The sequence below is a fragment of the Flagellimonas sp. L-11 genome (genome assembly GCF_056857735.1).
Genome location: NZ_JBSXNR010000071.1, coordinates 55,141 through 80,385, shown reverse-complemented (window position 1 = coordinate 80,385; position 25,245 = coordinate 55,141). Strand labels below are relative to the sequence as shown.

16 protein-coding genes are annotated in these 25,245 nt (G+C 42.9%); 1 reads left to right on the top strand and 15 read right to left on the bottom strand.

What is annotated here, in order from left to right; genetic code table 11:
- The 3 genes from AC13CC_RS13695 to AC13CC_RS13685 form a co-directional block, all read right to left on the bottom strand.
- The coding region (locus AC13CC_RS13695) for a PAS domain-containing protein (RefSeq protein ID WP_482878003.1) at positions 1–213 on the bottom strand (213 nt) is incomplete at its 3' end.
- A 13-nt stretch (positions 214–226) separates the two neighbouring features.
- Positions 227–1,078 (bottom strand): fimbrial biogenesis chaperone, encoded by an 852-nt coding sequence (locus AC13CC_RS13690; RefSeq protein WP_482878001.1) that lies wholly within the window; start codon positions 1,076–1,078, stop codon positions 227–229.
- Positions 1,079–1,314: 236 nt separating this feature from the next.
- Positions 1,315–1,821, bottom strand: a complete 507-nt coding sequence (locus tag AC13CC_RS13685) for a DUF4402 domain-containing protein (protein ID WP_482878000.1) — start codon at positions 1,819–1,821, stop codon at positions 1,315–1,317.
- A gap of 313 nt (positions 1,822–2,134) precedes the next feature.
- Here AC13CC_RS13685 and AC13CC_RS13680 point away from each other — a divergent pair, with 313 nt between their 5' ends.
- Positions 2,135–2,449: a hypothetical protein gene (locus AC13CC_RS13680; protein ID WP_482877999.1), complete on the top strand. Its 315-nt coding sequence runs from the start codon at positions 2,135–2,137 to the stop codon at positions 2,447–2,449.
- Positions 2,450–2,777: 328 nt separating this feature from the next.
- Here the strand turns inward: AC13CC_RS13680 and AC13CC_RS13675 are convergent, their stop codons facing one another.
- The 12 genes from AC13CC_RS13675 to AC13CC_RS13620 all read right to left on the bottom strand — a co-directional run bounded on the left by AC13CC_RS13675 (position 2,778) and on the right by AC13CC_RS13620 (position 25,215).
- Positions 2,778–4,601: a helix-turn-helix domain-containing protein gene (locus AC13CC_RS13675; RefSeq protein ID WP_482877998.1), complete on the bottom strand. Its 1,824-nt coding sequence runs from the start codon at positions 4,599–4,601 to the stop codon at positions 2,778–2,780.
- 553 nt (positions 4,602–5,154) lie between these two features.
- Positions 5,155–8,511: a VCBS repeat-containing protein gene (locus AC13CC_RS13670; RefSeq protein ID WP_482877997.1), complete on the bottom strand. Its 3,357-nt coding sequence runs from the start codon at positions 8,509–8,511 to the stop codon at positions 5,155–5,157.
- A gap of 132 nt (positions 8,512–8,643) precedes the next feature.
- Complete coding sequence (locus AC13CC_RS13665; protein WP_482877996.1) at positions 8,644–10,398, bottom strand: RagB/SusD family nutrient uptake outer membrane protein; 1,755 nt, start codon at positions 10,396–10,398, stop codon at positions 8,644–8,646.
- 22 nt (positions 10,399–10,420) lie between these two features.
- Positions 10,421–13,627 carry a SusC/RagA family TonB-linked outer membrane protein gene (locus AC13CC_RS13660; RefSeq protein ID WP_326279079.1) on the bottom strand — a complete coding sequence of 1,069 codons (3,207 nt, stop codon included), beginning with the start codon at positions 13,625–13,627 and terminating at the stop codon, positions 10,421–10,423.
- 250 nt (positions 13,628–13,877) lie between these two features.
- On the bottom strand, positions 13,878–14,585 hold the full coding sequence (locus tag AC13CC_RS13655; protein ID WP_482877995.1) for a gluconate 2-dehydrogenase subunit 3 family protein: 708 nt from the start codon (positions 14,583–14,585) through the stop codon (positions 13,878–13,880).
- Between the two features lie 5 nt (positions 14,586–14,590).
- On the bottom strand, positions 14,591–16,312 hold the full coding sequence (locus AC13CC_RS13650) for a GMC oxidoreductase (RefSeq protein WP_482877994.1): 1,722 nt from the start codon (positions 16,310–16,312) through the stop codon (positions 14,591–14,593).
- Between the two features lie 165 nt (positions 16,313–16,477).
- Complete coding sequence (locus AC13CC_RS13645) at positions 16,478–17,638, bottom strand: multiheme c-type cytochrome (RefSeq protein ID WP_326279076.1); 1,161 nt, start codon at positions 17,636–17,638, stop codon at positions 16,478–16,480.
- 339 nt (positions 17,639–17,977) lie between these two features.
- Complete coding sequence (locus AC13CC_RS13640; protein WP_482877993.1) at positions 17,978–19,420, bottom strand: SLC13 family permease; 1,443 nt, start codon at positions 19,418–19,420, stop codon at positions 17,978–17,980.
- Positions 19,421–19,489: 69 nt separating this feature from the next.
- Entirely contained in the window at positions 19,490–22,153 is a 2,664-nt protein-coding gene (locus tag AC13CC_RS13635; protein ID WP_482877992.1) for an exo-rhamnogalacturonan lyase family protein, read from the bottom strand.
- Between the two features lie 13 nt (positions 22,154–22,166).
- Complete coding sequence (locus AC13CC_RS13630) at positions 22,167–23,021, bottom strand: ROK family protein (RefSeq protein ID WP_482877991.1); 855 nt, start codon at positions 23,019–23,021, stop codon at positions 22,167–22,169.
- A complete protein-coding gene (locus tag AC13CC_RS13625; protein WP_482877990.1) occupies positions 23,021–24,277 on the bottom strand; it encodes an MFS transporter in 1,257 nt (418 codons plus the stop codon). The genes AC13CC_RS13630 and AC13CC_RS13625 overlap by 1 nt, the downstream gene beginning before the upstream one ends.
- Positions 24,278–24,327: 50 nt before the next feature.
- A complete protein-coding gene (locus tag AC13CC_RS13620; protein ID WP_482877989.1) occupies positions 24,328–25,215 on the bottom strand; it encodes a PIG-L deacetylase family protein in 888 nt (295 codons plus the stop codon).
- Positions 25,216–25,245 lie beyond the last annotated feature (30 nt).

Genomic DNA, 25,245 nt, shown 5'->3' with positions numbered 1-25,245 from the left:
TCCCATCGCCCTGACCCACTTCTCATTGCCCTTGGCGGATATCAATGCTGCCTCAAACTCTATGGGCGACCCATTTTCCATTGCCGAGCTTATGGCTTCCTTGACCCTTTCCCTGTGGTCCTCCCTGTAAAATTCAATGGCGCCTTCCAGCTCCGGCCCATAGCTCAGCGGGTCGGTCCCATAAATTTGGTGCACCCCTTCCGACCATGTCAGCTTTTCATATACTTCATAGGTTTAGGGTTTGTTGTGCATATATCCGTTTGCTTCCATCTTCCAAATAAGTCACCCTAATGTGCCCTTGCCCCAGATGTATATCTTCCGGGATGTTTATATCAAAGGTTGCATACCTTAGATTGCCTGGTGTGTAAATTGCAAATCCTTTTATGGTATTCAGGAGTACCGGCGATCCCTTTAGGGGGATGTATTCCATCACGATGGAACCATAGGAGGAAACATTCCCGCTTCTTCGGAAGGCCATTGTTAGGGTAAAACGATCCTTTTGGAGATTTTTCAATTCAAGGGAATCAATGGAAACCTTGATTTCAGGCTTACCAATTCTTATGATATTGGCAATGGAAATGCCATAAACATAATTCAATTTAATTTTGATTTGGTCAGTGACAGGTTCTCCGGTTTGGGCCCGATCAGGGTTCCGGGGCCCCAATACGGGCCTAAAGTACAGATGAGACCTATATTCGCCCTTTTCCAATGAATTTCCGTTGACCATTTGTATCTTGACCACTTGTGATTCTCCGGGGGATAGTGTTACACGTCGCGGGAAAACACGCAAAAATTTTGAGGCCAGGTTGTGGGAGGCCTCCAAAGTATCGAGTTCCACCAACCGACCATCCGATACCATTTCCATTTCGATATGGGATATCCGGTAGGTCGTGGTATCCGTTCCGATATTGCTAATGTGCAGGGTTTTGACTTTTTGAAGGGATCCGTCAAAGACAATGCGTTTGGGAAAAACCAACAGATCCCCCTGTGCACAAATGCTTGACGATGTGAAGGCTACCAATAAAAATAATGGGAAGGGTTTGAACCGGCCCGTAGTAAAATTCCTGATTATATTCATACCCTTAAAATTTGGATGTCCATAGAATTCTATGGACATCCGGTCTTAAAATTGGTTACAACCCTTTTTTGGTTTTAAGAGGTCGCACAAGGGCTATCCCACTCTTAAATCCACCAGGGAAAGAGATTGTCCAAACGAAGGGCCTTGAAAATGGATCCTGCTTTTCGATACCCAGTATCATCAACTACCATATTACGCTCTCGAATTGACATTCTTTTAGGAAACGATCTTATAGGTTAATTGTAATTAACCGTTACCGTAAGGTCGGATGCATTGGTATAAGTCCCTGAAGCTTGGGCTGCTGCAAGGTTCAGCGTCGCACCAACATTGACTGTTTCAGCACCGGCTGTCAAAGTACCGGTTCCGGACGGAGTACTGGTAAAAGTGTCCACGGTCATGGTATTGACCCCGCTATCGTTCAAGGTTATCGAACTGGGCAAGGTTATCGAATAGGTATAACCGGCTTCACCGGTTATATTGAAGGCTGCCGCATTAACGGTGCCTGTTGTAGCGGGAATAGTGGCTCCGCCCGTAACAGTTCTAGTACCACCGGGTGCCAATACGACAGTACCCGAGGTGGATGCACTTACCGCAACATTACCGAAGCTCATATCTGCGGATTTGGTAATGGCAATGGGGGCAACCACTGTGGCCGTGGTGCTGGCACTTGCTGATTCCTGGGCATACAGACCACTAAACGACCCAACCACCGCAAACATAATAAAGTAAACTACTTTTTTCATACAAAATTGATTTTTGTATTATTTGTCTTACAAAAGAAAGAATATTACCTTATTAAAAACGACAAAAAGCATATATTTTCGATAAATTACCCTTTTTTTTAATAAGTATCCCCTAAAAAAAGTTGTGTTCACTAGCAAATAGTGGAAAACTGAAGCTAATGTAGCTTAAATTTCAACTATTTGGACACCTAACTTTGGAGCCCCAATGGAAAGCAACAAAAACCCCAAAAAGCCATAAAAATCCTTAGGGAGCCATATCGGTGGTAGCGCATAATGAAGTATATTTAAAAAAGAATGAACAAAGACCATCCGTATGCGAGCAATACTTGGTGAAATTTTCATCCATGATCCGTCGCAGCCCGTTTATACCAAGGAAGCACTGTTGCGGTTGGACATGAAGATGGCCTTCATGCAACGTTTGGCCCGCCACTTAGGACTGCTCTTCATAGATGGGGAGGCTTCGGAAGGCAATCTGTGCTATGCCTTTGAACCAGGGCTGAACCCAGATTATATCAGCTCATTTACAAAGGAGGACATCAAGAGGTTTCTCGAAAGGACCTTGACAGCCTCCCGTTTCCATATGGGAAGGTATGCCGTGGAATTCCCAAAATCCCTGCATTTGGAATAACATCCGCGTGAAAAAACCAACACCCGGACAAAATTATGAAGAAAAGGGACAGACAAGCCCAAATGGCTAGGATTGTATCCCTTTTTAGTGTAGCATACCCTGTTATCCTAGCCCCTGGGCTCTGTACAGATTGTCAAAACAAAGGTACTGGCCATTACCATAACCACCAATGGTCTTGTATCCGGTATGGTTGAAAACAATAGCCAAGTCCCGACAGGGTGTCACCGTATTGGGCCGCCGATAGCGCACCAATTATATACTGAACGGGCATCCAATACCAAGGATTGGAATCACGACAGTCCCCCAAACACTTTATGTGAAACTAAAATCACAGCTCTTCCTTATTGAGTTTATCTATAAAATAAGAGGGCAAGATTCCCAAACGTTTTTTAAAGGCAGAATAAAACGTATTGAGGTTATTAAATCCGCTTGAAGTTGCAATATAGGATAACTTATTTTTACGGTACTCTTTATCCTCCAACAATCTATTTAAAAGATGATTTATCCGAAGCCCGTTAATATAATTATTAAAATTGGACTTTTTCTCATGGTTGATTACCTGAGAGAGGTATTTCTGGTTTGTTTGCAATAGATCTGCCAAACTGCGCAGATTACATTTAGGGTCAAGAAAAAAAGCTTCTTCTTCCAGCCTATTGAGTTTGGTAAGAATTATTTCCTTTATATCCTCATCCAGATAATCCTTGCCGGGAATAGGTTTGGCAATTTGTCCATTGGGTCTATTTTCCTTCCCGATGGCAAACTTCTTTTTTTGACCAAGTTTTTCAACAGCCAGCTCCCGTGTTCTATAATATAATAGCTTATTTTTCCTCTTCACCTTAAAGTATGAAAGTGTTGCAAAAAATCCAAACACCAAGAGAATGGCCAATATTATGGTTAGGAAACGATATCGTTCTTCTTGCGACTTGGATTTAAGTTCCAAAATTTCCTTTTGTCTGGATATTTGTGAAATGCGCCTACTAGCCTCCAATATCCTTAATCGCTGTTCGGATTCGATGGTGAAAAGCGAATCCTTTAGGGATAAATGCAAATTGGAGAAATGAAGCGCTTCTTCGGTATTGCCCATTGACATGTTAATGGTAGACAAGGATTTGCTCACTTCCTTAATAACATCAAACGCTTTGATTTTCTTTGCTGCCTGATAGGCCTTATTATATTCAATTATGGCACTTAGGCTATCACCTTTGTGCAAACTTAGAGCAGCCATTAAAACATGTGCTCTCGGCTTTCTAAACCTATAGTTGTTGGAATCGATTAATACCATTGCCCTATCCAAAAATTCCGCTGCCTTTTCCAACTCCGATTCTTCCAAGTAAATGGCCGCTATGTTCATGTACACGGCACTTTGGATATAATTGCCCGGGGCATCTACAGAACTTTCCAACTCCAGATAAAAATCATAGATTTCTCGAGCTTTTTTACTCCCTTCAAGTTTATGGGTCATTCTGGCTATTTCATCTACTTTTGGAAAAATAAACCTAGCTTCTTTCAACTCCAATATATAGCCAAGTCCCTTTAAGCAATTGTCAAGTGCCTTTTGATAATCTCCCATTCTCAAATAGAAATGGGATATTGCAGAATATGCCCGCATTAAACAGTATCGATCATTTAGCCCCTCCCCTTTCTCCAGTAAATTCAAGGCAGTTTCATAGGCCAGGTCATACTCGCCCCTTTCAGTAAAGATATACGACCTGAGTGTTTCGCTATCGGCTTCTATTTTACCAAATAATGTACATTTATCATCTGATTCAACTTGATTTATAATGTCCAATGCATTATCAAATTCACCATGAACGAAAGATATGAACGCCTGATTTAAGGATGCTCTCAAAAACCCTCTATCATAACCCAAATCGGTTGCAAGCCGATATGCTTCGTCATTGTATTTTTTGGCAAGTTCGGTCGATTTAAAAATATAGTGAATGAACAAATCCAGACAAGCGTCCACCCTATGTTCTCCCTTTGATCGGGCGTGGTTTTCCAGTAGGGTTTCCTGACTTAGAAAACTATGGTTATCCACCATTTCCTTTATACCCTTTAAATAGGGCGCAAGTCTATTTGAAGAGACTTCTTGGCAATATATTGGCATAATGGCCAAATACAGCAATATGGCCACTTTGTGTTTTAATGACATGTTGAGCGTTAGTTAGTTTGGTTGCATAACACAAGTGATTATACTTGAAAGGCATTCCATTGTTTAAAAATGCATTTCCATAATACTTATGAAGTTGGTTCGATACAATCTACGATTTAATTTTGTTTCCGTACAAATTCACCCAATCATTTTATATCGGATAAATAATTGTAGTGCTTGCATTTTATACATTTGGCAAGATTACATGGAAGACAGCCCTCATTTTTGTGTCATTCACAAAAACGGGTAATCATCATTGTAAGAAAATCGTTGATATTTATGTCCTTCAAAAAAAAAGCAATGCTGGAATACTACAACATTGCTTTTGAACTAAACTTGAATTAAATCTCAACTAACTCAAAATTTTATGGGTTTTAATCCAATTGTAATTTTCGAGAGAAGTTAAAACTGGATAATAAACTATCTTCATTAAATATACCTCATTCAAAGTATTCAAAAACAATTAATTGGGAGATTAAAAATCAAATTCATGAATTTTAGCACCAGTTCCCACAATGCATGTGATTTTTTTTATGAAGGATGGATAATCCAATTAAAATGCGATGTTCACGCCATTAGTTGAATTGGTTTTATCTTTAAAAACCAAGAGCTTGTCCTTATTTTGTGTCACGAAAAAAAGATAGCCGCCCAATGCGTGGTTTACCCTCACAATGGACTTGGCATCACCTGGGACCAAAAATCCGCTGGCCGATGTTTTTTCACGTATAAAACCTCCTTGCCCGTTACCTTTTAAGAGTATGCCGTTAAGGGCATCGTATCTTCCAATAAAAGTTTCATTCCCAAAATCGTTCCCTATCCCAATAATATCCTTGTGGCCATCTCCATCCATATCCCAAAGCAATATATCGTTTAAAGGTGCCAGTTGCGCCGCAGTGGGCAAAGGGTGAAGATCAAATTTACCGTTGCCCAGATTTTCCAAATAGGCACTTTTATCAAAATTACCCTTTAAGATTAGGGCATTCTTGATTTCCTCCTCACTGAATAAAGTGCTGAAAGTAGCTTCTGCATATTCCTTAAAATAGTCAAACTTTTTTCTAAACAAGGGGCTTTGCAGGTTTAAATCACCCCAATAATTGAAAGGATACGGTCTATATGTTCCCCTATCGTCTTTAATATAAACAAAGCAAATGGGGTCTTGACTACCATTTTTGTCAAAATCCTTGCCTACCATATGGACAGGCCGTTCCTTGGATGGTTGGAAAAAATTGTTGCTGCCCAAATTTCCGGCAACAAAATCCATATCCCCGTCCCCGTCCATGTCGCTGGATTTTATGCATTCCCACCAACCGATATAATCATCAATTCCAGTTTCTTTACTTATTTTAAAGGATGTTGTTTCATTTTTGAAAAAAGTAATGGGCATATATTCCCCCAAGACTATCAAATCTGGCCTATTGTCCCCATCGTAGTCGGACCATATTGCATCTGTTACCATTCCGACCTTATATAAATCTGGCGCATATTCACGGGTAATATCCCTTAAGACACCTTTATCGTTTTTCAATAAATAGCTTTTTTCAGCTGCCGGGTATTTACCTGCTGGTGTCCGTCCTCCGACAAATAAGTCCAAATAGCCATCCTGATCAAAATCCACGGATTTCACCACCGACCCACTTGTACTTATCTCGGGCATCCTGTCAGGATCCACGACAAAGTTTCCATGTCCATCATTAATAAGAATCCGGTCTTTGTAAAATTCACTGCCGGGATCAAACTCATTGCTCCCAGAAACCAAGTATAGGTCCAGGTCCCCATCATTGTCCAGATCAAACAACTCCATATCCACTTCCTCGTAGCCCATGTCCTGTTCGTTTTCGAATATCATGTGCCCTTCAAAATTTCCATTTGCATCTTGCATATACAATACGGGGGAATGGTTTGCCGAACTTCCAACAATGACATCTTCGTATGAGTCGCCATTGATATCACCCACGGCCAAACAGGGGCCATGTTGTGAAAATTTATGGGGCAGGGTTCGTTGCTGGGTGTTAAAATCTACAAAATCCTGCTCCACATGCTCATAGTTTATACCCAACTGATCTGAAACTTCGGATAATTCCGGGTCCTCCAACGAGTCCATATTAATTCTCAACATGTCCGCATTGCTCAGGATTTCACTAGTTTCATAATCAATCTCAATCAATTGATTGGGTCGAATATGGTTCAGTTTATGATAATTTCCATCAGGCCATTGTATTTCAAGCCCGGAAATCATTTCATCGGATCCTATTCCAAAATGAACAATAGGTTCCATGGAGGACATGTAACCCCTACTGAGGTAATGTTGGTAATATTGCTTTTTCCCTTTACCATAGCGGATCAAAACCTTTGCTCCAATGGCCAATGGGTTTCCTTTATTTCCCTTTAAAAGGACCCTTAGAAAATTATTGTTCCCAAAAGACCCGGATTCCGACCGGTTTTTAAAAATGAATGCTTCTTCATTGATATTATTGACAACATAATCCAGATCTCCATCCAAATCCAGGTCGGCGTAAGCTGCTCCATTGGAAAAGGAGGGAATATTCAATCCCCAGGCATTCCCTACTTCTTCAAAGGTCCAGTCCCCTTTATTTCTGTATCCATAATTTGGTATTTTAACCACCGGGATGGAGTCCAATATCTGAGCGGGGGTCAAAAATGATGCAGCGCCCAACCTAAAGTCGCCAAAATCCCTATCGGTAATGTCCCTCGGAAAACCATTTGTAATCAATAAATCCCGAAATCCATCATTGTCTACATCCACGAAAAGTGGGGCCCAACTCCAATCGGTTTTGGAGACTCCCGCCATCAGGCCAATCTCACTAAAATTACCTCCAGAGCTCGATCCCTTGTGCAGCATATTTCGCATATATTGGTACTGATAACCAAAGCGTTCGTTCAAGGTATACTCAAGGTAATTGGTTCGGCCTATGGTTGTTTTCATTCTTTGGTTGCTTTCCCCCAACATATCCAAAGTTATAATGTCAAGCAAGCCGTCATTGTCATAATCGGCAATGTCCGATCCCATTGAAAACTTACTCTGGTGCTTTATATAGTCCTCAATTTGATTTGTAAATGTTCCGTCTTTATTGTTCATGTACAATAAATCGTTGGTCAAATAATCATTGCTGACATGGATATCCGGCCAACCATCATAGTTTAAATCCGAAACAGCCAGCCCCAGACCAAAACCTTCATGCACTATACCAGCCCCAATGGTCACATCGCTAAAGGTTCCGTTCCTATTATTATGGTAAAGCCTATCATTGCTTTTTGCAGATCCATCATTGATTTTTGGACGATAATTGGAGGGCAATGTATGTACTTGTTGGTTGTTGAGTACATATAAATCCAAAAGCCCATCCTTATCATAGTCAAAAAAAGTAGCGTTCATACTATTTCCGGGGTCATCGATACCGTACTCAGCGGCCATTTCACGGAACTTGGGCACTCCGTTCTTATCAGATCCCTGATTGACGAAAAGCAGGTTCCTTCTTTGATCTCCTTTTTCTTTCATGGCCGTACAGATGTATGCATCGAGCCAACCATCCAAATTAATGTCGACAACCGCAACTCCTGTACACCAATTATTATCTGCCGCGATACCAGAATCCTTGCCAACTTCCTTAAATTTAAAATCGCCTTCATTTAAATAAAGCTGGTTCGCCACTTGGTTGCCAGTGAATAAAATGTCGCTTTTGCCATCATTGTTAAAATCAGCTACGGCTACACCTCCGCCGTTAAAAATATATTCATTTGTTAGAATATTGAAACTATCGGTTTCCACAATCCTATTGTTAAAATATATGCCCGTACTATCGGCATTCAGTTGCTTGAACAATACCTGAGGTTTTTTTTGGCATGAGAATACCAAAACATAAATAACAATAAGGGTGATACTCTTTTTCATTTTTGACCTATTATCAATATTCACTTATCCTGATCTGTTCTCGAAAGTTCAAGGCACTTAATTCCAAAAGGCCATGATATGAAATTATCAAGGCCTTTTGATTTTAAGTGTTAAAAATATTTATTTTACCTATTAGTAGGCAGGGTCTTGTGTCAAAGTAGGCTGACCATCTTTTACCGATCTATCTATTGCCTCAATCGGAATGGGGAAAAATTCATTTTTCCCCTCTTGAAAGGATCTGCCCTCCAAATACGTTCTATGTTCGGACTCACTTTGTATATATTGGTTTAAAACTTCAGCAGCTATGCCCCAACGTTGAAGATCAAAAAATCGATGTCCTTCCATGGAAAATTCCAATCTAGTTTCAAAACGTACGGCTCTCCTGGCCATGTCCTTATCCGTCCATGGTGATTCGTACTCGGAAATTTCATAATTGGCCGCTGGTTCACCATCGACGATGGTGAAATCGTTTCTTTCCTCACCTTGCGTGGCCAATGGAACAAAGCCTTCCGGATTGGCCGCCCTGGCCCTAATCCGATTTACCAAGCCCCTGGCAACCTCCAGATCGCCGATTTCCACTTCGACTTCGGCAAGCCATAGAATGATCATGTCCAAACGCATGATCCTGTAGTTGTTGGCCGATAGATTTCCCCATCCGCCTTGTCCAAAGGCCTCTGGTTCTGCCACATGCTTCATACTAAAAAAAGGTCCGGCATAGGTCAGGTCACGTACAAAATCGGTCTGATAAATTTTAAATCCTTTGTATAGAATCCCCGGTCTGCCCACGGAATGGTCCAATCTTGGGTCCACTGGACCGTCATATGTTGACAATGTGGTAACAGGATCAACGGTAGCCGGCACATCTTCATCATCAAAGGTCTCCAACATGGGAAGCCCGCCCTCTGTTTTAAAAGCATTTACCAGGTTTTGTGATACCTGATAAAATCCACAGCAGCCCCATGGATCGGTATAGGGGTGTGCAAGACCAATACCTCTATTGGCCGCATCTCCCGTGGCACTGCTAATGGCGTACTGGACTTCAAATATGGATTCCGAATTGTTTCGGGTAGCGACCAAAAAATTGTCTTGGTACTTTTCTTCCAAAGAGAAGGGGCCATTGTTTAGAATGTCTTCCAAAATGGGTTTTGCCTCCTGTAATTTCGTTGTGTTCGCAGAACCGTCCGAATTCCATCCCTGATACATTTTGGCCTTGGCCAAAAAGGCTTTGGCGGCCCAACTTGTTGGTCTGCCAACTTCGCTTTGCGTCTCGGGCAACACTGCGGCCGCGGCTTCAAAATCAGCTTCGATCAATGGCCAGATTTCCCGGTCATTGGGCACCTTGGTACTTTCAAGGTCGTTCAATTCAAAATCCTCATCACTGATATAAGTGGGCATTCTCCACATTTTTCTTGCCTCAAAGTGAAACAGCCCCCGCAAAAACCTGGCTTCTGCGATTATCTGTTGTTTTTGCTCCTCTGTAGCATCCTCAACTTTCTCCAAAGTATTTATGACATTATTGGTGGCAGCGACCCCTTTGTAAAGCCCTCTCCATTTATCCCTTACGTGAACATTGAACGACTGAAAGTCGTATGCCTCAATAAAGGATTGTTCAGGTTGATCCCCAGCATCTGTGCCCTTAAGAGCATCATCGGAAGCCAGGTTGAACACCCAGTTATGAATATCATTATGCCATGTCTGTCCCTCCAAACCGCCACCGGGGAGCATCGTATAGGCTCCGAGCAGAAGACCGTTGACGCCATCCAAAGTAGCAACATCCGCTTCACTGAACTGGCCCTGTGGCTGTCTATCCAAAAAATCGTTATTACAGCTCAATACCAAAGCAATCACGCCAAGTATTCCAAGTAAAGTCGAAATTATCTTTTTCATTTTTATAAACATTTAATTTGTATTATTTAAGTGTAACATTTAACCCTAGCGTTATCGTTTTTGATACTGGTTGGGCTCCGCCATCATAACCTAAAGTTAGGTTTCTTCTTGAGTCGTCCGCATTGCTCAATTGAACTTCCGGGTTAAGGCCCGAATATTTGGTAAAAGTGGCCATGTTTTGGGCCTGCACGTATACTTGAGCCTTGTCCAGACCCACTGTGGATAATATTTTATCGGGGAAATTATAGGTCAATTGTATATTCTTCAGTCTGAAGAAACTTCCATCCTCGATCAAGTAGGATGAAGGCCTGCTACTGATTTGATCATTGGCGTCCATAATCGGGGAAGTGGCATTGGGGTTGGCCGCCACCCAAGTACTTGGGTCTGCCGTTGGATTGGTCGGTTGCCATGCATCGAACAATGCCCTGGTGCTCCGGTTACCTTGAAAGGTATTGAAATCTGCAAAATATCTCACATAGTTGAATACGTCATTCCCTTGGGAGCCATTACCAAAGATGTTCAATTCCAAGTTTTTATAGCTTAAATTAATATTGACACCATAAGTGAAATCAGGGTGGGGACTTCCAATAACAGTCCGGTCATCGTCGTTAATGACACCATCGTTGTTAACGTCGGCCACCTTGAATTTACCGGGGGCATTATAATCTCCGTAAGGTGCCCAGGCATCAGCTTCTGCCTGGGATTGGAAAATCCCCAAGTTTCTGAACCCATAAAAAGAGGATAAGGGCAAGCCTGCCTCGGTTATGGACAGTGCAGGTATTCTCCTACTTTGACCAAAAATTCGGGTGCTCTCCCCTTCCAACGCATCAACATTGTTCTTGTACGCAGAAAGATTGGCACTGACATCATAGGAGAAATCTCCTTTTTTATCACCATAACTGATTCCCAAATCAAACCCTTTATTGGTCATCTGTCCCACATTGAATGCAGGTTCATCCGCTTGACCCGCGGTATAGGTGACAGGGACATTGATCAACATGTCGGTAGTAACCCGTTTCCAAAGGTCCAGGTTCAGTGAGACCTTGTTGTTCAGCATCACCAAATCCAGCCCTATGTTATTTGAGGTCGTCGCCTCCCATTTGGCATTGGGGTTTCCAAAAGCTCTTGGCGCAAAACCGATCTGTGGGGTACCTGTAGAACCGTCCACTGGATATCCCCCTGTTAAAATATCGGAACGGTAGGTAGTAAATGCATTGTAGTCACCGATTTGCTGGTTTCCTGTTTTACCCCAACCATACCTTAATTTTAAGTTATCTATCCAGGTGACATCTTCCATGAACTTTTCATCTGAAATCCTCCAACCTAAGCTAAAGGCGGGAAAAAATGCACTTCTGGAAGCCTGTTGAAACCTAGAGGATGAATCATTTCTCAAAATGACCTGGGCCAAGTATTTCCCGTTGTAGTCATAGTTTAACTGACCAAACTGGGACCATAGCGTATAATCTTGCCAAACAAATCCTCTATTGGTCGCGGTAGTGGCATCCCCTAAATCCAAATAACTCAGGATATTTGTTGTTTCAAAAGCAAATCGTTGTCTACTTGCCTCCAAACGTTCTTCAAATTGCTGGATAGACTCCACACCAACAAAGGCCTTGAAATTATGGTTTTCATTAAAGGTCTTGGAATAGGTCAAGGTATTTGTCCAAGTCCACTGGTACTCATATTGTTCCCTAGCAGTGGAACTGTTGATAAAGTTACCCTCCACATACTCTGGCTGTGGACGGCCTAAATCCCTCTGTCGCTGTATTCTTCCGTCCAATCCAAAACTGGTTCGTATTTCAAGGCTGGGGATCACCTCATAGTTCGCATAGACATTCCCCAATAGTCGTAAACTATATCTCCTATCGTCCCTGTCCCTGTACAGTCTGGCATATGGATTAAAATTGTTGCCCAGATTGGCCCCTCTACTACCTGCAAAATTACCGGCAATGTCATAAATGGGAAGCAAAGGATGGTGCTTATAGGAGCCAGAAACGGGACTCTGCTCATCATCATTGGAAACAAACCCCTTAAGGTTATCAAATGAAGCAGTGAAATTCTCGCCAATGGTCAGCCGTTTATTCAAAGCTTTGAACTCTGTGTTCGCCCTTAGCGATATTCTATCATAACTAAAGAACTTAACTATACTTTCTTGTGAAAAATATCCCAAGCTAAAGGCATAACGCGCCATTTCTGTAGCTCCTGAAGCCGAAATATTGTGGCTTAAAATGGGAGCGGACCTTGATACTTCCTGCCACCAATCGGTATCAGCAGCACGTGTAATAGCATATATGTTGCCAGGTTCCAATGCATAAAGACTCGGATCGGTACCGGGATCACCTTCAAAAGCGCCACTTGGAAAAACATAATCGGGTATGGTCACTTCACCATTGGGCCCGAAGGTATACTGTCCGTGACTTGGGGTCTTGCCTGCGTACAAATCGGCCAAATATAAATACGTGCCCAAATCTTCTGCATTTAACGCCTCTACATCGTTGGCCGGGGATTGAATTCCATAATACGTATTGTAGTTGATCGTCGGTTTGCCCATTTTACCCTTTTTTGTAGTGATAATGATGACTCCATTTGCAGCTCTAGATCCATAAATGGAAGCTGATGAAGCATCTTTTAGCACCTGTAGGGACTCAATGTCATTAGGGTTTAAATTAGATTGCCTTTGGGAAGGGACACCATCTATGATATACAAGGGGTCATTGTTCCCCAGCGTACCGAAACCGCGGATACGAACCGTTGCCTCACCTCCCGGTCTGGCATCGTTAATGATGGTTACACCGGCAGCCCTACCCTGTAACTGTTGAGAAAATGTAGTCGCTGGTACAGATTTAAGCTCTTCGGTATCCACAACGGTCACGGCCCCTGTCAAATCCTTCTTGGCCTGTGAGCCATATCCCGTTACTACGATTTCATCCAATCGGTTGGCATCCTCTTCCATGGTTACATTTATGGTACTTTGACCATTGACGGGAACTTGAATGGTCTTGTACCCTATATAGCTGATAACCAAAGTAGCGTCACTGGCAGCATCAATGCTAAAATTACCGTCAAAATCGGTTTGTGTCCCATTTGTAGTCCCTTTGACCAGAACGTTTGCCCCCGGTAAGGGTCCTGTTTCGTCAGATACCGTACCTGTAATGCTCTGGGCCTGTATAAAGCCCGTACAAAGTACAGCAGCCAAAAACATAATACTCTTGAAAAAAGGTTTTTTCATAATCAAATTTTAGGTTGTTTGTGTTAGTTAAATAGTTTAAAATCCAAAAGATCCATGATGGAAAATGTAAAATTGAATTAGGTAAACATAAATGATAAAGGCCACACTTTATTGTCAATATGTTATTATACATCTTCAAATTCATGAATTTTATAATTTCAATGCCTTACCATTGTGATATTTATATATTTTTTCTTAAAACTTCATTATCGGTTGTTTTTATAGCATTTGCCATCAAAAGGACAAGACTTCAAGTCAATAGATTTCCATTTTCATCCCATTCCGCAATTATATTACGCTTGCTCTGGTCAACGCATTTTTCAATCCATTCGGGGTCGTAAGCCACTCCATGCTGATCCAGTATATCTTGGGGAACACCGTCCCATATGTTTGGTCGATTTCCTTTATAGCCCAAATCCGCAATACCCTCTTTTGAAGTGTAATACCCTGTGACGGTTAAGTTTCGCATAATCGCAAAGAATTGAATTTCGAGAGGTTGCACATCCAAAGGAACTGTTGCATCATGAAAAGCTATGGTATCCAAGATTTGTTTTTGCTGCTCCAACGCAGCCTTCTTGAACTCCAGATCAAAAAGCTTGTTGCTTTGGTAATCGAGCCACATCAGCCCACCTTTTAAGGTGAGTTCGAATTCTGGGATATCCTTGGCAATAAATTCTATGAATTCTGGAACTTTGGCCTCAATTGGGCCTCCATAAGGTTCTTTAGACGGCAGAATGATGCTGCTTAAAACGGCAATGGTCTCCAATTCATGGTCCGAAAATAATTTTTGGGCATTCAATTTTCCTATTCGCTCCAACTCCTCCGGGGTTCTTCCAAAGTGTGCAGTGTCCATTTTACTTGGGATACTCATTTCTGCATCCGCCTTACAGCCATAAAAGGCCAAAGCAGAGGCCCCAGCCCCCATGATCATGGTTTGTATACTTTTCCTCCTGTCCATTGATTTTAGATGTTTTGTTGTTTAAGTTGTTCGATGATATAATCCGATGCTCGCCATGACAATGCCAAAATGGTCCATGTACAGTTTTTATCGGCTTGGGATGTAAAGGGACCCGCATCAACAATAAAGACATTGTCCACATCGTGCAATTGGTTGAATTTATTGGTTACAGAAGTCTTAGGGTCATCTCCCATCCGCGTTGTTCCTACCTCATGGATGATTCTTCCCGGGGCAAGCAAACCATAGTCTATATCGACGGTAGGTTTATCCCCAAGGGGTTCACCATCCATATTATGGATGATTTCCTCGAAGGTATCTTGCATGTGTTTGGCTTGTTTAATCTCTAGGTCGGACCACTTATAATTAAATTTGAGCACAGGAATTCCGAATTTATCCACCGTAGTGGGGTCTATCTCACAGTAATTCTCTTTACGCGCAATACCTTCACCGCGTCCAGCCATATGTATCACCGAACCGTAATATTTCTTTATATCGTCACGTAGAACATCCCCATACCCCCCTACATTTAAGCCAAAGAATTTATTGAACTCATTGGTATTGAAACCAAAACCATAATTTGGCTGTCGCATCCCGCCACCAATTTCAATATGGTAACCACGGGGAAAATCCAATTTCTTGTTATCTCCCCACCATGGGGAATACACATGCATTCCGCCTGTACCGTCCTCGTTATAGGTAACTTTACGGTTCATCAGCCCCGGGATGAATGCAGAACGGCTGGCTCCTGTGGAATCGTGCAGATATTTTCCTATATGGTCGCTGCTATTGCCCAAGCCATTGGGATGATGTTTGCTTTTTGAGTTCAACAGGATTCGGGCAGAACTACAAGCAGAAGCGGCAAGGACTATAACTTTTCCTTTAAGTTTGTATTCCTTTCTGTCATCTTTACTGATATAGGATACACCGGTCGCCTTACCTTCATCATCCGTAGTAACTTCACGCACCACTGAATTGACAAATATTTTGATTCTTCCCCCACTTTTTTGTGCCGGGAATATCAAGCAACTTCCAGATGAGAAATCAGCATATACCGAGCAAGACCTGGAACATTGTCCACAGTAAAAACAAACGCCCCTTTGGTTATTTATCCGTTTGGTCAACATTGAAAGGCGACCCGGTATAACCGGCACACCGGCTTTCTTGGCGCCATTGATATAAAATAACTCGTGGAGTCTAGGTTTTGGAGGCGGTAAAAAAAATCCATCAGGATCGTTTTCCAATCCTTCATTGGTGCCAAATACCCCGATCAGTTTATCGACCTTATCATAATAGGGCTTTACATCCTCATAGCCAATGGGCCAATCTTCACCATGTCCATCACGCGTCTTACCTTTAAAATCATTTGGCCCAAAACGCAGTGAAATCCGGCCCCAATGATTGGTTCTTCCTCCCAGCATGTGGGAACGAAACCAATCAAATTTAGTGCCTGGCTCATGGGTGTAGGGCTCTCCCTCTATTTCCCATCCCCCATAGGCCATGTCCCAACCTCCGAAGGGCCTTGTGGTACCCGCTCCCCTATTTGGGGATTCATAGGGCCATTTTAGCTGGGTCATCGTCTTGGGGTCGGCAGGGTCAAAAAATGGGCCTGCCTCCACTATGGCAACGTTCAATCCCGCATCGGCCAATTGCTTGGCCGCCATACCGCCCCCTGCTCCAGAACCCACTATGATTGCATCATATAATTCTGGTGCTACTTTTATCTGCATAATAGGTTTCCTTTAAAATGATTTTTGGAAAAATACTATGGCAACCTAAAATATTTGCGTATTTAAAAATAAAAAGGCTCTAAATTCAAGAATTTTATAGTATTTCACTCTTTGTTTTATATAGTATTCAAAGAGCTTTTTTCTGTTGGAAAAGTTTTGGGTCTTTTATGTTTTCTTGTTTTGTAGAATACTATCCACATAAACACCGATCAGATGTGTTCGGATATTTACCGATGTTTCCTCGTTTGTATCCCCAAGCTTTACTTTCATGGTTTGAGAAGGAAAAAGTGGCATATGGCAGGAGATGCAATTGTCCCTTGAATTGAAGTTGGGAGTGGTGTGCAGCTTTTCCGGGCTTGAATGGCATTCGATACATTTGGAATTAAAATGTTCTTCATTCCCACGTTGATTTTGATGTGGATCATGACATGTGGTACAACTCATCGTAGCTGAATTTTTGTAACACTCACTACTTTTAAGAAGACCATATTGATTACCATGTACATCCAGTTCAGCCTCTGGCCTTCCAAAGTTGTAGTTTTTGGCATATTTGTCCAATCTTTCGCCGGCTATAAAGGAAAAGGGATTATCCTTTACTTGGATCGCACGCAGGCCCGAATGGCATTGCACGCAAATATCCATTTTTAATTGTCGGCCCAATGTGTCTATTTTGACAACTACGTCTTCTTCACTGTCGGTTAAGTTCCCTGATCTGTAATCCACATGTTCCTTTAATGGGCCGTGGCATCGTTCACAGTCTATACCATACATAAAGGATTCCCTTTCATAAACATTGGTATTGCCTCTAAAATTCTTGTTTTTGGCAAAGGTTACATGGCATTTGATACAGTTGTCAGTAACAGGCCTTGAATACTTATGATTGGGGAAACCCGGGCTATTTATCCAGCTATCTATCAACCTAAAATATGAGGCCTGCAACTGAAATAGCGAATCCCCCTTAAATGTCAAATAGGATTGTCCCTTGACGCCAGAACCTATTACAACATCAAAACTGGATTTATCGACCAATTCGCCCGTTGTCTTGGAATACGTATTTTGAACATAAGTCTGTCCATCACGAGCAATTTCCACTTCAACATCTGTTAGTTCTAGCTGGTTGGACCAGTTATCAAAATGATTCTTTAGCGTTTGCCCATTTACAATCGAAGAGGAATTATAATGTGACGATTCCAAATGGGTCTGGTATATATTTTTATGGCAAGGTATACAGGAAGATGAGCCTGCAAACCGATCACCATTATAATGAACCGGCATTTCTTGTGGGACTAATTTATATTCCCCTACATCTTCATTTTGAATACTCAAAATTACAGTTATAACAGCCATGGCCGCTATCAAACATAATATAGAGACTCTTTTGATCAATTTTGTAGATGGATATATTATGAATTAAACAAGTTAAGGTTCCTCTAAGGAAACCAATTTTTATGGCAAAGCGAAATTATCAACCCAAAAACGGTAATAAACTTCAAATGCAAAAACCGATTCTGAAGAATATTCAAAAACACTTGTATTGAAAAAATCTAATAAAAATGGTCCATAAATTAAACCCAACCCGTTAATCCGACACCTTTGGAGCTGGCCCCATTACTTGTCCATTATTCAATCATTACTAGGGAATAGAATGGCCCGCTCCGAGACTTGCTACTTTATAGAAAAATCCTTGATTAAAGGAAGTAAAAAATAAACGGCAAACGACATAATAATTATTGACAGGATGTTCATAAAAAAGCCGGTCCGCACCATGTCCGGAATTCGCAAATAACCCGACCCAAAAACAACAGCATTGGGAGGGGTTGCCACGGGAAGCATAAAAGCACAGGAGGCGGCAGTGGTACAAGCGACCATAAGCATGAAGGGGTCGACCCCCAGGGTCAATGCCAAGGGTGCCAAAACTGGCAACATCATGGCCGTGGTGGCCAAATTGGATGTAACCTCTGTCAAGAAGTTGATGGATGCAATAACAAGCACCAAAACACCGAACAGTGAAAATCCATCGAAAAATGTCATCTGAGCGCCCAGGTAATGCGCAAGGCCCGTATCTTGAAATCCCTTGGCAATTGCCATTCCACCACCAAACAACAGAATGATTCCCCAAGGGATCCTTACGGCTTCATCCCATCGGATGAGCGGTCGACCCCTCCCCTTTGCGGGAATAATGAAAAGTAAAATGGCGGAACCAATGGCAATCATGGTGTCATCTATGTTCTGAATGAATTTTTGCAATAAAAATGATCTTGATATCCAGCAAATAGCTGTTAGAACAAAAACAGAAAGCACCATTTTTTCTTCCCTGCCCATGGGGCCCAATTCCTGTAACAATCTATCAATTTCTTGTTTCCCTCCTGGAAACCGTCCCTTGCCCATCGGATATGCGAGCCTTGTCAGGTACAGCCATGCAAACACCAATAATACCGATGCAATTGGAAAGCCAAATTTCATCCATTGCCAAAAACCAATATCGACCCCATATGTTTTTTGGACAAATCCGGCAAGCACCAAATTGGGAGGCGTACCGATCAAGGTGGCAATACCTCCTATCGATGCGGCATAGGCAATGGCCAGCATCAATAATTTCCCAAACTCCGCTGTTTCATTTTTAAGGGTATTGGGGTTATCGCCCAACTGCTTTATAATGGACATTGCCATGGGCATTACCATTACCGTAGTTGCCGTATTCGAAATCCACATGGATAGAAATGCCGTGGCAACCATAAAACCAAGTACTATCGTATATATATTCGTTCCGATAGCCCTTATGATTTGAAGTGCGATTCTTTTATGAAGGTTCCACTTCTCAATGGCCATGGCCAACATAAACCCTCCCATATATAGAAAGACATATTTATGACCGTAACTGGCCGTTGTATCACCCAATGGGATGGTATCCAAAAGTGGAAACAAGATTATGGGGAGTAAGGCGGTGGCCGCAATGGGGATTACCTCAAAGACCCACCAAACGCCGATCCATAAGGTTGCTGCAAGTACATCACGGCCTTCCCCGGAAAGTCCTTCCCCCGTAAAATAGAAATGGACCAGGGCAAACAAAAGCGGCCCCAATACAAAGCCGAATTTCTTGTATGACATGTTTTGTTTTTTATTATGTGCACGAATAAAAAGGGGACGGTGCCAAGGCACACCACCCCCTATTGAAGATCATTGGACTCGTTCCATAGGCTCCCTATCCATCCAATACAACAAATAGGGTATATTGTAGGCATGGGTCCAACCAAATACCCTAAGGCCTTGATTGGTCTGCCAATTGGTAAACCGTCCCTTGCTCATGGGTAGGTTTGATATTTTCAAAAGGTCTTCACTGTATTCATTGGCCGATTCATAGGCTTCGGGTTTTTTGGGGAGCGCACCGATTTTAAGTAATTCAGCCCTTGCCATGGCTTCGTCCAAGTAGCTTCTTTCCCCACTTATTTCATATCCCAGCAACAAGGGGTATATGGTCGCTAAATAGGATTCCATTTCGTGGTTCAAGGGAGGCACGTCACGAACCCATCTGGCATGTTTCAACAATGCTTTTTTCACATTCCCCTTTCCTGTTATTTGATGATATTTATATAGACCCTGTGCCACATAGGTTTGGCTATACCCATACCGATCAAGCAGTAGATTGCCACCTTGTCGTTCCTGTAGTTCCAGCATCAGCCCTACCCTTTCGTCCAGTTCTTCCCTGTATTTCTGGAGCTTGGTGACATCATAGAGTTCGACCAGGTTCAACACCGATAAATACAGGCGTCTTCCCCTAAGGTCGTGTTCGCCCCAAATCCTTTTTATATAGGTATCACCCGTCATTTTTGCGACCTCCAAAGCTCGATGGTCCGCTGACAGATAATAATCCGCAATCCAACCTTGTATCCACACGTGGGCACTGAGCAATGCGTACCAATGTTCGTTGGCGTGCCTTCGGCCAATCCCCAAATACGGGGTTGATTCCGGTTCGTCCTCATAGTTCCAAAAATCGATGGCATCGTTGACCTCACCGTAATAGGTTCGCTTTTTCGGCCAATGGACATTGTCCACATCCATAGTGTGTCGACTCATGGCCTGGGCCAATTTGAAATATTCGGGGTCACCTGTCCTCATAAAATTGGTCCACAACATAAAATCGACCATTGGTTCATTATTGGTCCATTGCACCCATTTCCCGTTAAAGAAATAACTTTTGCCATCACCATAGTCGAATATCCCATACCATGGTTCGTGTTTCTGGTTATAGGCCCACCATTGGAATCTGTATTGCAGTGCATTTTCAAACTCTGGATGGGTTTTGGAAGCCGGTGCCATGTTCCCATAAACCTTTGAGTCGGTATACCACTTGGGTGTGGCGTGCGCGACGGGACTTTCGATAACATATTCCATTTTTTTCCCTACGGATTCCGCAGCATCATTATCGTGGAAATAATAGACAAACTCCGTGGTCTTTGTGATACCTTGCGCAAAATTGTCCAGCATGCCCCCGTCCGGTTCCGTATTGTGCCTGGCAAAGTTCATCGGGCCATTTTCCTTGGGCCAAATACTTCCCAAAAGGGTCTTGTTGGCGGGGTCGACCTCTATCCCTTTAGGGTACTCCTTCATAAAATTCTTTATACCAAGGCCCACACCTCTTTTTCCATCGGTCACGTTGACCCAACCTTTGGCCTTTTGCACTTGGGCCACTTGGGCACCGCCTTTGGTGAGGGTCGCCTTAAATCCCAAATCCTTTTCGGTCTCTTCGTTCCCACCTTCCTTACTGAAGTTGTTAAGGTAAAGGCTTCTTAAGCTGGTGGTTTTGCGCCTATCCGGTCCCCTTTGCAATAATTGGATCGGTGCCTTACCATTAGCGGCAACTTCCTCCAATACCGTATTTGCCCCATCGTCTTCCCAAGACCCTTGATAGAGGGGCATTGAAACGTTCACATTATCATCCAAATGATATTTAAACTGAAGTCCAATGGCGGCTATTCGGTCGTTGGGTTGGGTCCATCCCATATCATCTTCAGTATGCTCCGTGATGATTTTGTTGTTCTGGGTTGCAATATTGGCATGTTGACCCTCCTGTTTTTTGTGCTTGTCCGGAATACCGGTGTAGGTCATGGTGTGCAACACTTTTATATAGCTCTTTCCTGCATAGGCGTGCAACCAAATGGTAAATGGCGATAAATTATTGTCCTCCCTGCTGTAGGTATAGGTGCCCTCTACCCGGAAAATAGTATGCATGGGACCGGAACCCTTTTCCCTGAACACTTCATTGATCACCGCTTTGGAGGCATCCATTCCCGAATCATCCAATAAATCCAGAAATGACCCCCTATGCTTTTTTGGTGAGGATGCTATTAATTCTTCGGTATCAAACTTTCCGTCATTATTGGAATCCAAAAAAACCTCATCTAAAAAGCCATTGCCTTTTTTATGGATTGAAAAAGATATCGGACCAGTGTTTACATCGATCCCGCCTTGAGGCCTCATATTGTTGGTTGAGATGATCTTCTCCTTGGGCACCATTGGAACAACACCGTCCCCATATTCCAAAACATAGTCTTGGGTATCCTCTGAAAAAAAGAAGACCCACACCCATTTAATACTATCGTCAACAGGTCCCCAATTGCTGACCTCTGTAGTCTGGCATGGAATTTCCGTTCCATCGGAGGTCAATAGCCGTAAATGGTCAACGGAATTTAAGGCTCCCTTGGGGAACGGGATCCCCAAGGTAATGGGCGCTCCCTTTTTGTTGTTCTCCACCGTAATACTGAGTTGTTTCCCCAATGTTTCAGGTTTGGCACAGGATTTAAGCAGTAAACAGGCTAACAGTACTGTTATTAGTATTCTCATTTGTATAGAAATATTATTCACTTTGCAGACATAGTGCGGCTGCACCCAATATGGGTGAATCCATCAAGTCCGAAGTTTCCAGTTTAAAGTTTTTTAATTGTTTTTGATAGGCAAAGGAATCCAATGCTCCCTGAAGGGTTTCCTTGAAAAAAGGATAGGCCTTACTGATGGACCCCCCGAGGATAATTGACTCCGGTGCAAACAAATAAAGAATGGCTTTTACGGCCTCTCCCAAGTGTGCCCCATACTCCCCAAAGGCGGTCAATGCAGTTGCATTGTTATCCAAGGCCTTTTGATAAAGGTCTTTGGCAGTCGCCCCATATGCCGTCTCAAAAAAGAAACTTCCCGCATATTGTTCCAGGATTCCATCCTTGTAGGGGAGCATGCCTACTTCACCAGCGCCACAGAGGACACCGTTGTACAGTTTGTTTTCTATGATAATGCCCATGCCAAGGCCCGTTCCCAAAGAAAGTGCCACGCAATTCTTGTATTGCCTTGCTTTCCCGAAGTGATGCTCGCCCAGCGCAAAACAATTGGCATCATTGTTCAGATGCACCGGAAGGTCAAATTGCTTTTGTACAAGGGCCTTTAATGGGACTTCTTCCCATGAAGGGATGTTCTGTACATCATACACAACACCTGAATCCGGGTCTACCACGGCAGGAACCCCAATACCAATAGCTTCAACCTCGTCGGTCAGGACCGCATCAATGGCATGAAATAATTTCGAGAGGGTGGTATCTGCTGCATCTCCCCGATTTACTTTGGAAAGACGGCTTTGTACCACCTCCTTGCCCAATACCCTTCCCGCTTTGATCTTGGTTCCTCCTACATCAACCCCTAAAACTACCCTATTTGCTTTTTCCACTAGTCCTTTTTTAAGCTTATGGTCTTGTTGTTCACCAAAGGCTTGGCCCAAAATCCTATCGATAGGATAAACATCAATGGGACAATCAAAAAGAACATGCCGGACTTTAAGGACATAAGTTCCCCCAAGCCCCCGACAATAAATGGAATTACGGCTCCCCCGGCAATGCCGGTACAAAGAATACCGGACAATGACCCGTGGTGTTCTTTAACGGAATTGAGGGCCAAAGAAAATATGATGGAGTACATCACCGAAATGGAGCACCCTACCATCGGGAAACCTATCAATGCCATTTGTGCCGAGCCTGTAAGTGCCACAACGAGACCAATAATTGTTATGGATGTGGCATAAATCAATAATCTTCGACTATCCATAAATTTTAAGAGCAACAATCCCAATAGGCAACCTAGGGTCAACATGGCCCAAAAATAGGATACGGTATCCGCTCCGACGGTTTGTGGGTCAAGCCCGTGATATTGGCTCAAAAACTGCGAAATCCAGTTTCCCACACCCTGCTCCGTACCTACATAGCAAAAGATTCCCAAAAAATATAGAACGGTCCATTTGTTCTTCAATAAATCCCAGTACGAACTGGTATCACCGGCTTTTTCTTTATCGGTTTTCTCAAACTTGGGATAGGTGGTAAAAAGGACATAGATAAACAAAACCAAACAAATTAATGCGAACACAAGGTATAGGGATGCCCAAGGCAAATCCGGTGGCACCCATCCGCGTAATAGTTCGGCAAAGGTATCCCCTCGGTTATCCTTGCTAACCAAATATTTGTACAGGTAAGGGCTTAAGAAGGAGGCGGATCCAAAAACCAGTTGCGCCAGTACGGAGTTGAAAGCGAAATGCTCTTCCCCACCGGCTACCCGCAACATGGGATTTATAATGACCTGAAGTACGGCCATGCAGCAACCCAATACGAAGAGGGTGATGCTAAAAACACCATATTGCGGAAATAAGGCAAAACCCAGGGAAGCAAGCGCCATGACCAAAAATGAAACAGATAGCAATATCCTTTCACTATACTTTTCGGACAGGAAGCCTGCCGGTATGGACATAATGCCATATGCAATAAAGAACGTGAAGGGCAAAAAGCCCGTTAAGGTAAGGCTCAGGTCAAAGCTCTCCTTGACATCCACTATAATGGAATTAAGGATATTGGTAATGAAGGATATCACAAAAAATACGATCATTACCAAGGCAATAATGTGGATGTATTTTTTGGTCGTGGGCTTGCTGGTCTCCATAGTTAATGGGTTGGTTGTTTGATTTTGGATACTCCCTGGGGGTTATTTTCCTATTTGGCTCCCAACATGGGGAACATTTCCTTAATTTCCTCTTCGGTGGGTTGCTTGCCATATTCACATATCTCAAAGTATTCCACATGCTTTACCTTTGAAACATCGAGGTTTGGATACCATCTTTTGACAGCTTCCAAGGTATGGGCATCGGCAGTTCGGTTCATCCACTTATCCTTGAGCCAAGCCAATCGTTCCCGTTCCCCCTTGGGTATGGTCGAAACATCCACGCCATTGGTCCATGGCAACCATTCGAACATCTGTGATTCGTGGGCGGCCAATCCCTTTACCTTGGTATCGATTACATCATCGATCACAACGGCGATATCCTTTTGGAACGGATATGGTTTTTTAAAGTGATCGCTCATATAGAGAAAGACAGGATTCTTTTTTAAAGGTGGGGTATCGGGAGCTACATTGGGTACAATGTTCATGTAGGCCGCATCCTGTACTACGGACCCGGCATTCCTATGGTCCGGGTGATAGTCATTTGGACGAAGGCCCAAAACAATATCGGCGTCCCAGTCCCTGATCCTACGGATCACTTCCAACCTAACGTTCAAGGTGGGGAAGAGCTCTCCGTCATGGTTGTCCAACACCTCATATTCGGCGATTCCCAAAGCTTTGGCGGCATCTTTGGCCTCTTGTCTGCGTTTTTTGGCCAAAACGCCCCCTCCCATGGCATAATGACCGGCATCACCATTGGTAAGGGCCAAAAATTTTACCTTGTGCCCCATTTGGGCAAATAGCGCAGCAGTGCCACCAAATTTCGAATCGCAATCATCGGGATGTGCCCCAATGGCCAAAATGTTCAAGACTTTTTTTTGTTGGGCCTGAAGGCTTGTAAATGCAACGCATAAACAAAGGGCCATAATTAATTTTTTCATTATTTTATTGGGTATTTGATTTGTTAAAAT